At 64.3% G+C, this 13,422-nt stretch carries 11 protein-coding genes; 5 read left to right on the top strand and 6 right to left on the bottom strand.

Features of this window, described 5'->3' with window-relative positions; genetic code table 11:
• Window positions 1–27 precede the first annotated feature (27 nt).
• Complete coding sequence (gene ybiB, locus LB453_RS15870; RefSeq protein WP_103794869.1) at window positions 28–996, top strand: DNA-binding protein YbiB; 969 nt, start codon at window positions 28–30, stop codon at window positions 994–996.
• 1 nt (window position 997) lies between these two features.
• Here the strand turns inward: ybiB and LB453_RS15865 are convergent, their stop codons facing one another.
• The 3 genes from LB453_RS15865 to hutH all read right to left on the bottom strand — a co-directional run bounded on the left by LB453_RS15865 (window position 998) and on the right by hutH (window position 6,724).
• A complete protein-coding gene (locus LB453_RS15865) occupies window positions 998–2,155 on the bottom strand; it encodes a M20 aminoacylase family protein (RefSeq protein ID WP_103794868.1) in 1,158 nt (385 codons plus the stop codon).
• Window positions 2,156–3,468: 1,313 nt separating this feature from the next.
• Window positions 3,469–5,154: a urocanate hydratase gene (gene hutU / locus LB453_RS15860; protein ID WP_103795280.1), complete on the bottom strand. Its 1,686-nt coding sequence runs from the start codon at window positions 5,152–5,154 to the stop codon at window positions 3,469–3,471.
• A 10-nt stretch (window positions 5,155–5,164) separates the two neighbouring features.
• The gene (gene hutH / locus LB453_RS15855) at window positions 5,165–6,724 is read right to left on the bottom strand and encodes a histidine ammonia-lyase (RefSeq protein WP_103795281.1); all 1,560 of its coding nucleotides are present in this window, start codon (window positions 6,722–6,724) and stop codon (window positions 5,165–5,167) included.
• A gap of 263 nt (window positions 6,725–6,987) precedes the next feature.
• Between hutH and hutC the strand changes: the two genes are divergently transcribed.
• Window positions 6,988–7,743: a histidine utilization repressor gene (gene hutC / locus LB453_RS15850; protein WP_103795282.1), complete on the top strand. Its 756-nt coding sequence runs from the start codon at window positions 6,988–6,990 to the stop codon at window positions 7,741–7,743.
• Here hutC and LB453_RS15845 read toward each other — a convergent pair.
• Both LB453_RS15845 and LB453_RS15840 read right to left on the bottom strand, forming a co-directional pair.
• Window positions 7,727–8,266, bottom strand: coding sequence for a HutD family protein (locus LB453_RS15845; RefSeq protein ID WP_103795283.1), 540 nt, complete (start codon window positions 8,264–8,266; stop codon window positions 7,727–7,729). The two genes, hutC and LB453_RS15845, sit on opposite strands and share 17 nt — an antisense overlap.
• Complete coding sequence (locus tag LB453_RS15840; protein ID WP_103795284.1) at window positions 8,263–9,618, bottom strand: formimidoylglutamate deiminase; 1,356 nt, start codon at window positions 9,616–9,618, stop codon at window positions 8,263–8,265. Before LB453_RS15840 ends, LB453_RS15845 begins: the two co-directional genes overlap by 4 nt.
• Before the next feature lie 84 nt (window positions 9,619–9,702).
• Here LB453_RS15840 and hutI point away from each other — a divergent pair, with 84 nt between their 5' ends.
• Both hutI and hutG read left to right on the top strand, forming a co-directional pair.
• Window positions 9,703–10,920: an imidazolonepropionase gene (gene hutI, locus LB453_RS15835; RefSeq protein ID WP_103795285.1), complete on the top strand. Its 1,218-nt coding sequence runs from the start codon at window positions 9,703–9,705 to the stop codon at window positions 10,918–10,920.
• Complete coding sequence (hutG, locus tag LB453_RS15830; protein ID WP_103795286.1) at window positions 10,917–11,708, top strand: N-formylglutamate deformylase; 792 nt, start codon at window positions 10,917–10,919, stop codon at window positions 11,706–11,708. Before hutI ends, hutG begins: the two co-directional genes overlap by 4 nt.
• Before the next feature lie 17 nt (window positions 11,709–11,725).
• Here hutG and LB453_RS15825 read toward each other — a convergent pair whose 3' ends face one another.
• A complete protein-coding gene (locus tag LB453_RS15825) occupies window positions 11,726–12,358 on the bottom strand; it encodes a flavin reductase family protein (RefSeq protein ID WP_103795287.1) in 633 nt (210 codons plus the stop codon).
• A 141-nt stretch (window positions 12,359–12,499) separates the two neighbouring features.
• Here LB453_RS15825 and rlmF point away from each other — a divergent pair, with 141 nt between their 5' ends.
• The gene (rlmF, locus tag LB453_RS15820) at window positions 12,500–13,420 is read left to right on the top strand and encodes a 23S rRNA (adenine(1618)-N(6))-methyltransferase RlmF (protein ID WP_103795569.1); all 921 of its coding nucleotides are present in this window, start codon (window positions 12,500–12,502) and stop codon (window positions 13,418–13,420) included.
• The last annotated feature ends 2 nt before the right edge of the window (window positions 13,421–13,422 follow it).

Genomic DNA, 13,422 nt, shown 5'->3' with positions numbered 1-13,422 from the left:
GGCGCGGCCCCTGACCGGAAGCGAAGAATGGAACTGAACAAAGTGATTAAAGAGATCGGGCGCGGCAAAAATCACGCGCGCGATCTCGACCTCGCCACCGCGCAGGCGCTTTATACGGCGATGCTGGCGGGCGAAGTGCCGGAGCTGGAGCTGGGCGGCATTTTGATCGCGCTGCGCATCAAGGGTGAAGGCGAAGAGGAGATGCGCGGTTTCTATCAGGCGATGCAGGCGCGCATGATGTCGCTGCAGGCGCCGGCGCAGCGTCCGCAGCCAGTTGTGATCCCCAGCTACAACGGCGCGCGTCGTCAGGGCAATCTGACGCCGCTGCTGGCGCTGTTGCTTAACCGTCTGGGCTTTCCGGTGCTGGTGCACGGCGTCAGCGACGATCCGACGCGCGTCACCAGCGAGGCGGTGTTCGCCGCCCTCGGCATCGCGGCGGTGACGACGCAGCAGCAGGCGCAGGCGGCGCTTGATCGGGGCGATCTCGCCTTTATCACCATTGACCATCTCTGCCCGCCAATGGCGCAGCAGCTCTCGCTGCGCTGGCGCATGGGAGTGCGCAGCAGCGCCCATACGCTGGTGAAGCTGGCGACGCCGTTCGGCGAACGCGAAGCGCTGCGTCTCTCCAGCGTATCGCATCCTGAATATGTGCCGCGCGTCGCGAAGTTCTTTAGCGATATCGACGCGCCCGCCATTCTGCTGAACGGCACGGAAGGAGAGGTCTACGCCAGCCCGCTGCGCTGTCCGGCAATCAGCTTTATTCCCGGTGCAGGAGGCGAAGCGGAAGTCTGGACAGAGCGCCAGCCGGAAGCGGCGCCGGAGCTGCCGGCGGATAAGTCGGCCGAGGCGACCGCGCGCTGGACGGAAAGGGTGCTGAAGGGAGAGTGTCCGGTGCCGCAGTCGCTGCGTCTGCAAATCGCCTGCTGCCTGCGCGCCAGCGGCGAGAGCGCGTCGCTGGAAGCGGGCCTGATGCGGCTGAGCGACGCCGGATTTTAGGTTAGCTTTGCGGCAGCGCCTGTTCGACCAGGCGCTGCCAGAACGTCACGCCCAGCGGGATCAGCGCGTCGTTAAAGTCATATTCGGCATTGTGCAGCGGCGCAGAAGGCGTTGCGCCATCGGCGCCCAGCCAGAAATAGGCGCCGGGACAGACATCCAGCATGCAGGCGAAATCTTCCGACGCCATTGAGGGATTCACCTGCCAGCGAACCTGCTCTTCGCCTAACATCTGCTGCGCCGCCCTGCGCACCTGCTCAGCCGGTTCGGCATGGTTGGCGGTCACCGGATAGCCAGGATACCAGTGAATAGCCCCGCTGACGCCGAACGGGCGCGGCAGGGTAGTGACAAACTCTTCGATCAGACCGCGTACCCTGTTGCGTACGTCGGTCTGCAAACATCGCACCGTACCGCGCAGCACCAGCGTTTCCGGAATAACGTTAATCGCTTCGCCGCCGTGGATCTGCGTGACGCTTACCACCGCCGAGGCGAGTGGCGAGAGGCGACGCGACGGAATGGTTTGCAGCGCCAGGATTAGTTCAGCGGCCACGACCATCGGATCGGCGCCGCTTTCCGGCATCGCCGCGTGGCAGCTCTTGCCGGTCAGAGTAATTTCAAACGAATCGAGCGACGCCATCATCGCGCCGGGATTGACCGCCAGCGACCCCACCGGCATGCCCGGCCAGTTATGCAGCGCATAGATCGCATCCATGGGAAAGCGTTGAAATAAACCCTCTTCCACCATTTTGCGCGCCCCCCCAAGATTCTCTTCGGCGGGCTGAAAGATAAAGTGTACCGTGCCGCGGAAGCGACGCGTGGCCGCCAGCTGTAGCGCCGCTGCCAGCAGTATCGAGGTATGGCCGTCGTGGCCGCAGGCGTGCATCACGCCCTGATTTGCTGAGCGCCATTGCGGGGCACCTTTTTCGGTAATGGGCAGGGCGTCCATATCGGCGCGCAGCCCGATAACCGGGCCATCGCCGTTGCGCAGCGTGCCGACCACGCCCGTACCTGCCAGCCCGCGATGCACCTGTAGCCCCGCCAGTTCCAGCTCCCGCGCGACCAGATCGCTGGTTTTATGCTCCTGATAACCGAGTTCCGGTTCGCGGTGCAGCTGATGACGCCAGTGTTGGGCTTTGTCGAGCAGGGCAGGGGATAAGGTCATGCGGAATCGCGCTCCTGTAGTGATGAATCTCCACTTTAGTGGCAAGGCGCAGGCGCGTCTATCTTCCCGGCTGGGAATTTGGCTATAGGTCAGAACCAAAGGGAATAAGGCGCGGCAGACCGGCTGGGGGCGGTATGGGGTGGCTTTCTTGCCTCTCTTTTGCGGGTAGCGCATGTGGGGCTGTTACGATGAGGGTGGCTGGCGCTAAGGCGGGCAGCAGGTTTTGTTTGCGTGGTAGCCTGCTGCGCAGGTGGCTTTGAGCGGGTTTCGTTTGTTGGGTGGGGTGCCTGCTGTGCAGGTGGCTCTGAGCGGGTTTCGTTTGTTGGGTGGGGTGCCTGCTGTGCAGGTGGCTCTGAGCGGGTTTCGTTTGTTGGGTGGGGTGTCTGCTGCGCAGGTGGCTCTGAGCGGGTTTCGTTTGTTGGGCGGTGTGCTTGCTGCGCAGGCGGCTCTGAGCGGGTTTCGTTTGTTGGGTGGGGTGTCTGCTGCGCAGGTGGCTCTGAGCAGGTTTCGTTCGCCCAGCAGCCGGGCAGTTTCATTTCGCCCTCTGCGGGCGACCGAGCAGGGCCGGTAGGCGCCGGCCCTGCACCCGCGCCCCGGGCCAGCTCACCCGCCCGCTGCGCGGGTCCCTTCGCTCTGTCAGGATTTCTGACGGACCGGCTGGATTCGCCATCCCTGGCTCATGCCAGCCTCTTCGCGGCATCCATGCCGCTCGTCCTGAAATCCTTCCTCCGCTCAGCGGCTGCGATGGCCCCCACACCCCCCGCTGCACGTCCTGATTTCTGAAGGCGCAACCTTATCGCTGTAAGCGTGAAGCATGTATTCAGACGACACCGCCGTTACTAAAAATCGGAACCTTGTCGCTGAAAGCGTGAACCTTGCATACAGACAACGCAGCCGTTAATAAAAAAACAAGGAAATTACAGGCGGGGCAGTATCAGAGGCATCCGACACGCTGAGGCGCGCACGGCGGCCAGGACGAGCCGACAGGACGTCGGCGAGAGGGAGGGCCAGGCCAGGACGGCCTGTCCCGACCGGTCCGTGCGGCCGACGTAAGCAACGAAGGGACCGCGCGGAGCGCGGCGTGGAGGCTGCCGGAAGCCGGGATTGTTAAGGGGCTGGCGAGCCCCTTAACACGCACGCCGGCAGCGGAGCTGCTGAAACTCCCTGCCGCCTGGCGGGCGGAACCCGCTCAGAGCCTCACCTGCCGCGCAGTCAAACCCCCAGCAGGCGGAACCCCGCTCAGCCCCGTTCGCACAGCGAACCTGAGCCCTCCCGCCTGGCGGGACAAAACCCGCCGCCCGCCCCGGCACCCCTTACTTCACCATCGGCAAATTAAGCCCATGCTCGGCCGCGCAGGCCTGCGCGCGCTCATACCCTGCGTCCGCATGGCGCATCACGCCGGTGGCGGGGTCGTTCCACAGCACGCGGCCCAGACGCCGATCGGCCTCCTCGCTGCCGTCGCAGACGATCACCACGCCCGCATGCTGCGAAAAGCCCATACCGACGCCGCCGCCGTGATGCAGGCTTACCCAGGTCGCACCGCCTGCGGTGTTCAGCAGAGCGTTAAGCAGCGGCCAGTCAGAGACCGCGTCGGAGCCATCCTTCATTGACTCGGTTTCGCGGTTCGGCGACGCGACAGAACCGCAGTCAAGATGATCGCGGCCAATCACAATCGGCGCTTTCAGCTCGCCGTTGCGCACCATCTCGTTGAACGCCAGCCCGGCCAGGTGACGCTCGCCCAGCCCCAGCCAGCAGATACGTGCCGGCAGCCCCTGGAAGGCGATACGCTCCTGCGCCATATCGAGCCAGCGATGCAGGCTTTTATGCTGCGGAAACAGCTCCTTGAGCTTCGCGTCCGTTTTGTAGATATCTTCCGGGTCGCCCGAAAGCGCCACCCAGCGGAACGGCCCTTTGCCCTCGCAGAACAGCGGGCGAATATAGGCCGGCACGAAGCCCGGGAAATCAAAGGCATTCTCAACGCCCTCATCCAGCGCCACCTGGCGAATATTATTGCCGTAGTCCACCGTCGGGATACCCATATGGCAGAAGTCGAGCATCGCCTGCACGTGCACCGCCATCGAGGCGCGCGCCGCTTTTTCTACCGTCTTCGGTGCGCTGGTACGCTCAGACTGCCAGCGCGCCACGTCCCAGCCGATCGGCAGATAGCCGTTCACCGGATCGTGCGCGGAGGTCTGATCGGTAACGATATCGGGCTTAAGGCCGCCTGTACGGGCGCGTTTTACCATCTCCGGCAGGATCTCGGCGGCGTTGCCCAGCAGGGCGACAGAGATCGCCTGTTTCGCCTGCGTCGCCTCGTCGATTAGCGTCAGCGCCTCGTCCAGCGTATAGGCTTTGTGATCGACATAGCGGGTGCGCAGACGAAAATCGATGCGCGACTCCTGACACTCGATAGCCAGCACGCAGGCGCCCGCCAGCACCCCCGCCAGCGGCTGCGCGCCGCCCATGCCGCCCAGACCGGCGGTCAGGATCCAGCGTCCGGCCAGATCGCCGTTATAGTGCTGACGACCCGCTTCAACGAAGGTTTCATAGGTGCCCTGCACAATGCCCTGCGCGCCGATATAGATCCAGGAGCCGGCGGTCATCTGGCCGTACATCATCAGCCCGGCCTTATCCAGCTCGTGAAAATGATCCCAGTTGGCCCAGTGCGGCACCAGGTTGGAGTTCGCCAGCAGCACGCGCGGCGCGTCGGCGTGGGTGCGGAAGACGCCGACGGGCTTGCCCGACTGGATCAGCAGGGTTTCATCAGGCTGCAACAGCTCCAGCGAGCGCAGGATCTGTTCAAAGCATTCCCAGTTGCGCGCCGCTTTACCAATGCCGCCGTAAACCACCAGATCTTCAGGCCGCTCGGCGACGTCGGGATCGAGGTTATTCTGGATCATGCGCCAGGCGGCTTCGATCAGCCAGTTGGCGCAGTGCAGCGTAGTGCCGTGCGGCGCACGTACTTCGCGCGCCACGGCCTGGGAGAGAGTTTCGCTCATAGCAGATTCCTTATTCACCAGAAGAGACGGTCTGCTGGCTGGGCAGCAGCGCCGTGAGAAAATCGGGCCAGTCGCAGCGGCTGGCCCACTGACGCATGGCGTCGATATCGGGTGCCAGCAGGCGGTCTTCCTCAAGGAAGGCGACCTGCTGACGAATACGACCTATCTCGCGCTCAAGCAGCGTGGAGCTTTGCAGCGGGCGGTGGAACTCAATGCCCTGTGCCGCCGCCATCGCTTCAATGCCGACCACCGCGGCGGTGTTAAAGCACATGCTGCCGAGGCGGCGCGCTGCATAGGTCGCCATCGAAACGTGATCTTCCTGATTGGCGGAGGTCGGCAGGCTGTCGACGCTGCCCGGATGCGCCAGCGACTTATTCTCTGAGGCCAGCGCGGCGGCGGTGACCTGGGCAATCATAAAGCCGGAGTTGACGCCGCCGTCGCGCACCAGAAAAGGAGGCAGACCAGAAAGGCCGGTGTCGAGCAGCAGCGCCATGCGGCGCTCGGAAATAGCACCAATCTCCGCCACCGCCAGCGCGATAATATCGGCGGCGAAGGCCACCGGCTCGGCGTGGAAATTGCCGCCGGAGATGACGTCGCCGCTGTCGCTGAACACCAGCGGGTTATCCGAGGCGGCGTTGGATTCGATCTGTAGCACGCGCGCGGCGTGGGTGAGGTTGTCGAGGCAGGCGCCCATCACCTGCGGCACGCAGCGCACCGAGTAGGGGTCCTGCACCCGGCCGCAGTTGACGTGCGAGCCGAGAATTTCACTGCCGTTAACCAGCTTCTCTACGGCGGCGGCAACCACGATTTGCCCGCGCTGGCCGCGTGCCTGGTGAATGCGCGCATCGAAGGGTTTCAGCGAGCCTTTGATCGCCTCCAGCGACAGCGCGCCCGCCACCAGCCCGGCGGCCATCAGGTTTTCCGCCTCGAACAGGCCGCGCAGCGCCAGCGCGGTCGACACCTGAGTGCCGTTAAGCAGCGCCAGACCCTCTTTCGGGCCGAGCACGAAAGGCTCCAGCCCGACGGCGGCGAGGCCTTCGCGTGCGGGGATCAGCGCGCCGTCGACGCGCACCTGGCCTTCGCCCAGCAGCATCAGCGAGAGATGGGCGAGGGGGGCCAGATCGCCGGAGGCACCGACCGAGCCTTTTTCGGGAATGCAGGGCATCACGCCTGCATTAAACAGCGCCAGCAGCGCGTCGATCAGTGCGATACGCACGCCGGAATGGCCGCGCGCCAGGCTGATAATTTTGGTCGCCATCACCAGGCGCGTCACGTTGTCGGGCAGCAGATCCCCCAGGCCGACGCTGTGCGACAGCACCAGATTACGCTGCAGCTCCGCGAGGCGGGCGGCGGGGATCTGCGTCTGGGCCAGCTTGCCGAAACCGGTATTGATGCCGTACACCACCTTGCCAGAGGCGACGATCTCATCCACGGTCTGCTGCGCGCGCAGAATAGCCTCATGGGCCTGCTCATCGAGCGCGAGCGTCACGCCGCCCTGATAAATCCTGCGCAGCGCGGCAAGATCCACTTCACCGGGAACCAGGCGAATCGCCTGAGCCGAACCTGACATAGTCTACTCCTGTCTATACAAGTAAGCGCGTTGAGCAAAAAACCAAACCGTTTTTTCTCTGCGCAGCGAATGAATTCGAGTGAAACACAAGTGTCTATTCTTGTCTATACAACTGGCAAGCTATAAGCATTTGCTATGCCAGCGCGATCACAAATTCACCTGCCCGCTAACGGGCTTAAGCAGGGCGGGCGCGGCGGAAGATGTATATACATTTACGCCGCGAGACAGTAAACTTCAGGCACTACCGTAATAAGGAAATGAATATGGTCGAGCATACGGCAATCGCACAGCTGGCAGCCGCGATGAGCGATGAGCCAGCCCCAATCTACCAGCGCGTCAAGCAGGCGATCGTCAGCCAGATCCGCGCGGGCAGCTGGAAGGCGAACCAGCGCGTGCCGTCCGAAAGCGAGCTGGTCAACGAACTGGGCGTCAGCCGCATGACCATTAACCGTGCGCTGCGCGAACTGACCAGCGAGGGTTTTCTGGTGCGGATGCAGGGCGTCGGCACCTTCGTCGCCGAGATGAAAGGCTACACCGCGATGCTTGAGGTGCATAACATCGCGGATGAGATCGCCCAGCGCGGCCATCAGCACCGCTGTCAGATTCTGGCGATCGGCCAGAATAAAGCCGATCCCGAGCAGGCGGCGGTGCTCGGCTTAAGCACCGGCCAGACCATTTTCCATTCGCTGATCGTGCACTACGAGGACGATCTGCCGGTGCAGCTGGAGGATCGCCTGGTCAACCCGCTGGTGGCTCCTGACTATCTGAGCCAGGATTACCATCGGCTTACCCCCTATACCTATCTGATGCAGGTGGCGCCGCTGACCGCGGGCGAGCATATCGTCGAGGCGGTGCTGCCGGATGCGCGCCAGCGTAAATACCTTTCGCTGGATGAGCATGAGCCCTGCCTGCTGATTCGACGCCAGACCTGGAGCGACACCAAAATCGTCACCTACGCGCGCCTGCTCTATCCGGGATCGCGCTATAAGCTGCTCGGCCGCTTTAAGGGACACGGCTAAGACGCGTCAGCAGCAGCTGCGCGTCCGGCGTAACCGGCGTCAGCTGCGTCTCCTCATCCAGCCACCAGACCCCTTGCGCGGCGCTTAACTGTTCGCCGCTCGCCAGCCGCCACTCGCCAGCGATCACCCAGGCGACGCCGTGCAGGCTGGCTTCCGCCTGCGCGGTTATGGCCACCTGCGCCGTCCAGCTGTCGCGCCGCGTCATGATATTAAAATCTTCGCTTTCACCCTGCAGCGCGGCATGAATCGCCCATTCACCGGGGAAGCGCCACGGCTGAAGTGGTTGAAGCTGGTGAGTAGCGTTGGGCGCGCTGAGCCGCACCTCGCCGCCGCGCAGCAGCGTAATCACCCGATCGATGCCGGGAAAGCGCGAAAAGTCGCCGTCACCGGCGAGGGTAGCGATACTGGCGCGCCAGGCAAAATCCGCGTCGCCCGGCGGATAGCTGACAATTTCGCGCGTCTCGCCGCCGCCGTTGCGCCAGCGGCTGACCGGAAGATCGGCGTAACAGAAGCGCGTTCTCATCGCAGCGCCGCCATCGCCTGGCGAAACGCCGCCGCGCAGCTTTCTTCTGCGGCGTGGCGTCCCGCCTCGATTACTATACGGCCCGCGACCCACACCTCGCGGATCTGTTCGCGGCGTCCGGCAAACAGCCAGCGGTTGAGCAGCGCCTGGTCGTCCACGCTGTCGAGCCATTCATCCTCCGCCAGCACCAGCCAGTCGGCGCGTTTGCCCGGCGAGAGTTCGCCGAGCGCGACACCGCACGCCTGCGCGCCGCCGCGCGCCGCGCCGTGCCACAGCAGATCGCCCACCGAAGGCTGCTCCGCCGTGGTGATGCGGTTGCGGCGGCGATCGCGCAGCCGCTGGCCATATTCGAGCCAGCGCAGCTCTTCCAGCGCGCTAAGGGAGACGTGGCTGTCGGAGCCGATGCCCCAGCGCCCGCGCTGGGCGATAAACTCCGCCGCCGGGAAGATCCCGTCGCCAAGATTGGCCTCGGTGGTGGGGCAGAGGCCGGCCACCGCGCGGCTGGCGGCGAGCTGCGTGATTTCGCGCTTGTCGAGATGCGTGGCGTGGATCAGGCACCAGCGCGCATCAACCTCAAAGCGGTTAAGCAGCCACTCTACCGGGCGCTCGCCGCTCCAGGCGAGGCAGTCGTTGACCTCTTTCTCCTGTTCGGCGATATGAATATGCACTGGCAGCCTGCTGTCGCTGGCTGCCAGCGCCTCGCGCATCTGCGCTTCGCTCACCGCGCGCAGCGAGTGAAAGCAGAGGCCGCGATTGAGCAGCGGCTTATCGCGCACGCTCGCCGCCAGCCGCTCCTGCTGCCGCAGCCAGGCGTCGGTCTGCTGAATAAAGCGTTTCTGGCCTGGCAGCGGCGGCTGCGCGCCGAAGCCGCTGTGGCTGTAGAGCACCGGCAGCAGCGTCTGGCCGATGCCGGCGGTTTCGGCGGCCAGCATCAGCTGCTGCAGCATCGCGTCCTGCGCATAGGGGGCACCGCTGGGGTCGTGATGGAGATAGTGAAACTCCGCTACCTGGGTATAGCCGCCTTTCAGCATGTCGATATAGAGGTATGCGGCGATAGCGCCAACCTGCTCCGGCGTCAGGCGCTGCACCATGCGATACATCAGGTCGCGCCAGGTCCAGAAGCTGTCCTGGGGATCGCCCGCGACCTCCGCCAGCCCGGCCATGGCGCGTTGAAAGGCGTGCGAGTGCAGGTTGGCGACAGAGGGAAGGGTCGCGCCGGGCAGGCGGATAGCGTCCTGCGCGTTACTGTCGGGCGTCACGCGCTCAATCACCCCGGCATCGTTAACGGTAATGCGCACCTGATGTCGCCAGCCGTCGGCCAGCAGCGCGCGTGGAGCAAAAAAGGTTGCCATAGTTGATCCTCACCGGCTGTAGTTGTATATACATATACATACTTTAAAAGGCGGAGTAAATCGTCCGCAATGGGAGAAAGCGCAATGGCGGAAAGCAAAGCGATCGACAGCCTGTGGCTGGGGGCCGATCTGGTCACCATGCGCGAAGGCAAATACCACATCATCGAAGATGGTGCGCTGGCGGTAGCAGGCGACAGGCTGGTGTGGGTAGGGCCGCGCGAGGAGATGCCCGATTTTACGCCGCGTCAGCAGCACCGCTTCGACGGCGGCATTCTGACGCCGGGGCTGATCGACTGCCATACCCATCTGGTGTTTGGCGGCGACCGCAGCGCGGAGTTTGAGCAGCGCCTTAACGGCGCCAGCTATGCCGAAATCGCCGCGCAGGGCGGCGGCATTCTTTCGACGGTGCGTGCCACGCGCGAAGCCAGCGAGGCGTCGCTGGTGGCATCGGCGCGCTGGCGGCTCGACCGTCTGCTGGCGGAAGGCGTCACCACGGTAGAGATTAAATCGGGCTACGGGCTGGATGAGGCGAGCGAGCTGCGCATGCTGAGCGCCATTCGCCAGCTGGGCGAAAGCGCGCCCGTTGACGTGCTGGCGACCTGCCTGGCGGCGCACGCCTTTCCGCCGGAGTTTAAACAGGATCCCGACGGCTGGGTCGATCAGATCTGCCAGCGCATCCTGCCGCAGGTAAAAGCCAACGGGCTGGCGGATGCGGTCGACGCCTTCTGCGAGCATCTCGCCTTTTCCCCGGCGCAGGTGGCGCGCGTGTTCGATAAGGCCGTCGAGCTTGGCCTGCCGGTGAAGCTGCACGCCGAGCAGCTCTCTTCGCTGGGCGGCGCGCGACTGGCGGCGGGCTACGGCGCGCTCTCCGCCGACCATCTGGAATATGCTACCGAAGAGGACGCCCGGGCGATGGGCGAGCGGGGAACGGTGGCGGTGCTGCTGCCCGGCGCCTTCTACTTGCTGCGCGAAACCCAGCGTCCGCCGGTGGCGCTGTTCCGCCAGCACGGCGTGCCCATGGCGCTGGCCAGCGACGCCAATCCCGGCACCTCGCCCGCGCTCTCGCTGCGTCTGATGCTCAATATGGGCTGTACGCTGTTCGGCATGACGCCGGAAGAGGCGTTGGCGGGGGTGACGCTCTGGGGCGCGAAGGCGCTGGGGCTGCAGCAGACGCACGGTTCGCTGGAGGCGGGCAAAGTGGCGAACTTCGTCCACTGGCCGCTGGCGCGTCCGGCGGAGCTGGTTTACTGGCTGGGCGGCGAGCTGCCCTGTACCGTTATCTATCGCGGAGAAGCGCAATGACACCTTTTGACTTTACGCCGGGCAGCCTGCCGCTGCTGGTCAGCATTCCTCACGCCGGCACGCTGCTCACGCCGGAGGTGGAAGCGGGACTGAGCGAGGCGGCGCGCGGCCTGCCCGACACCGACTGGCATATTCCGCTGCTGTTCGATTTTGTGCGCGATCTGGGGGCCAGCGTACTTATCGGCCGCTATTCACGCTTTGTCATCGACCTGAATCGCCCGCCGGATAACCAGCCGCTTTACGCCACGGCCACCACCGGTCTCTTTCCGGAAACCCTGTTTGACGGCTCGCCGACCTTTGCGCCGGGCCAGACCCCCTCTGCGGCGCAGCGCGAAGGCTATCTCCGCGATATCTGGCAGCCCTATCACCAGCAGATCCAGCAGGAGCTGGCGCGTCTGAAGGCGGAGCACGGCTACGCGCTGCTGTTTGACGCCCACTCAATCGCCAGCGTCATTCCGCGCCTGTTTGAGGGGCGTCTGCCGGATCTCAATATCGGCACCAACGACGGCAAAAGCTGCCGGCCTGCGATTGCGCAGGGTCTGGAAGCGGTCTGCGCGGCGCAGAGCGACTACAGCTGGGTGGTCAACGGACGCTTTAAGGGCGGCTATATTACGCGCGCCTATGGTCAGCCGGAAGAGCAGGTAGAGGCGGTGCAGCTGGAGCTGGCACAGCGCAACTATATGGATGAGACGCCGCCGTTCGCCTGGCGGCAGGAGCGGGCTTCAGCACTGCAAAAGGTGCTGAAGCCGCTGATGCAGCGCTTTATCGCGCGCGGCAACGTTCTGTAGCAGAGGCCGCGCCGCGCTTAGCTGCGGCGCGCGTCCGGACGCGTCAGGTCGAAGCGTTCGTTTTCGCTGATGCCGTAATAGGCGCTCGGCCCGCCGGCGCGCAGAATAGGCTGCGCGCGCGCCGTCTGGTAAATCCCCTCATCCAGCAGCGACTCGTCGATATGAATGGCGATCGCCTCGCCCAGCACCAGCCAGCTATCGAGCGGGTTGCCCTGCGCATCCTGCAGCTGGATCAGCTGCGTCAGGCGGCATTCGAAGTTCACCGGGCTTTCCGCCACCAGGCTCGCTTTCACCTGCGAGGCGGCCAGCGGCGTGACGCCCGCCAGCGCGAACTCATCCTGCTCCGGCGGCACCGACGCCGAGCTCTCGTTCATCGCTTCCGCCAGCGAGCGCGTCGCCAGGTTCCAGACGAACTCTTTGCTTTCGCTGATATTGCGCACGCTGTCTTTCCAGCCGCTGCTGGCGAAGCCGATAATGGGCGGATGGTAGTTGAAGCAGTTAAAGAAGCTGTAGGGCGCCAGGTTGCGCTGGCCCGCCGCGGAAATGGAGCTGATCCAGCCAATCGGGCGCGGCCCGATAATAGCGTTCAGCGGGTCGTGCGGCAGGCCGTGGCCAGCGCGCGGCTGGTAGGAGTAGCGTTTATGCGTCATCTTTTATCCCGTAGCGAAGTGTTAACAATATCTTAGCGCTACAGCATCGGCTGCATCGGGAAGAAATGTGTAAGCGGATTGTGCGGCTTTATTTTCCCGGCGCTGCGGCGTATTGTACGCGCCTGCAAAACGGGAGACGCCATGAACAAGCCAGCCACTCATTTATTCCACGCTCGCAACCGCCATCAGGGCGAATATGACTTTGCCGCCTTGACCGCTGCGCATCCGCCGCTGGCGGCTAAAGTGCGGCCCAACGGCTACGGCGCGCAGTCGATTGATTTTGCCGACGCGGAGGCGGTTATGCTGCTCAACCAGGCGTTGCTGAAGCTGTTTTACGGCATCGAGTGGCAGCTGGCGCCCGGCGCGCTCTGTCCGCCGGTGCCGGGCCGCGCCGATTATCTGCACTATCTGGCCGATCTGCTGGCGCTGGACAATCGCGGCGTGATCCCGCAGGCAGATATTCTCGATATCGGCTGCGGCGCGAACTGCATCTACCCGCTGATCGGCCAGGCGGAGTATGGCTGGCGCTTTACCGGCACGGATATCGACGAGGGGGCGCTCAAGGCGGCTAATGGTATCGTGGCGGCCAATCCCGGCTTACAGCGGGCGATTCGCCTGCGTCGGCAGAAAAATCCGCAGGCGGTACTGGCGGGGGTGGTGAATAAAAATGAATTTTTCCACGCCGTAATCTGCAATCCGCCGTTCCACGCCTCGGCGGCGGAAGCGGCGGCCATCTCGCAGCGTAAAGCGCGCAATCTCAGGCTGGAGAGCGCGACGCCGCTCAACTTCGGCGGGCAGCATAACGAGCTGTGGTGCGAAGGGGGCGAAAAAGCCTTTGTCGGCAAGATGATCGCCGAGAGCGTGGCTCTGGCGCGCCAGTGCATCTGGTTCACCTCTCTGGTGTCGCGCCGTGAGAACCTGCCGGCGCTGGAAAAACAGCTGCAGGCGCTCGATGCGGCGGAGGTGCGCGTGGTGAATATGGCGCAGGGTCAGAAGCAGAGCCGTTTCCTCGCCTGGAGCTTTATGCCAGCCGCGACGCGGGCGCAGCGGCTGGCAAAATAGCC

The organism is Pantoea agglomerans (assembly GCF_020149765.1).
Classification (GTDB): domain Bacteria; phylum Pseudomonadota; class Gammaproteobacteria; order Enterobacterales; family Enterobacteriaceae; genus Pantoea; species Pantoea alvi.
This window is presented reverse-complemented; position numbering and strand designations above follow the sequence as displayed.

Excerpts from the sequence above, each read along its gene's own strand:
- LB453_RS15845 (WP_103795283.1), bottom strand. The coding sequence starts at position 8,266 with ATGAGAACGCGCTTCTGTTACGCCGATCTTCCGGTCAGCCGCTGGCGC.
- ybiB (WP_103794869.1), top strand. The coding sequence starts at position 28 with ATGGAACTGAACAAAGTGATTAAAGAGATCGGGCGCGGCAAAAATCAC.
- LB453_RS15865 (WP_103794868.1), bottom strand. The coding sequence starts at position 2,155 with ATGACCTTATCCCCTGCCCTGCTCGACAAAGCCCAACACTGGCGTCAT.
- hutU (WP_103795280.1), bottom strand. The coding sequence starts at position 5,154 with ATGAGCGAAACTCTCTCCCAGGCCGTGGCGCGCGAAGTACGTGCGCCG.
- hutG (WP_103795286.1), top strand. The coding sequence starts at position 10,917 with ATGACACCTTTTGACTTTACGCCGGGCAGCCTGCCGCTGCTGGTCAGC.
- hutH (WP_103795281.1), bottom strand. The coding sequence starts at position 6,724 with ATGTCAGGTTCGGCTCAGGCGATTCGCCTGGTTCCCGGTGAAGTGGAT.
- rlmF (WP_103795569.1), top strand. The coding sequence starts at position 12,500 with ATGAACAAGCCAGCCACTCATTTATTCCACGCTCGCAACCGCCATCAG.
- LB453_RS15825 (WP_103795287.1), bottom strand. The coding sequence starts at position 12,358 with ATGACGCATAAACGCTACTCCTACCAGCCGCGCGCTGGCCACGGCCTG.
- hutI (WP_103795285.1), top strand. The coding sequence starts at position 9,703 with ATGGCGGAAAGCAAAGCGATCGACAGCCTGTGGCTGGGGGCCGATCTG.
- hutC (WP_103795282.1), top strand. The coding sequence starts at position 6,988 with ATGGTCGAGCATACGGCAATCGCACAGCTGGCAGCCGCGATGAGCGAT.
- LB453_RS15840 (WP_103795284.1), bottom strand. The coding sequence starts at position 9,618 with ATGGCAACCTTTTTTGCTCCACGCGCGCTGCTGGCCGACGGCTGGCGA.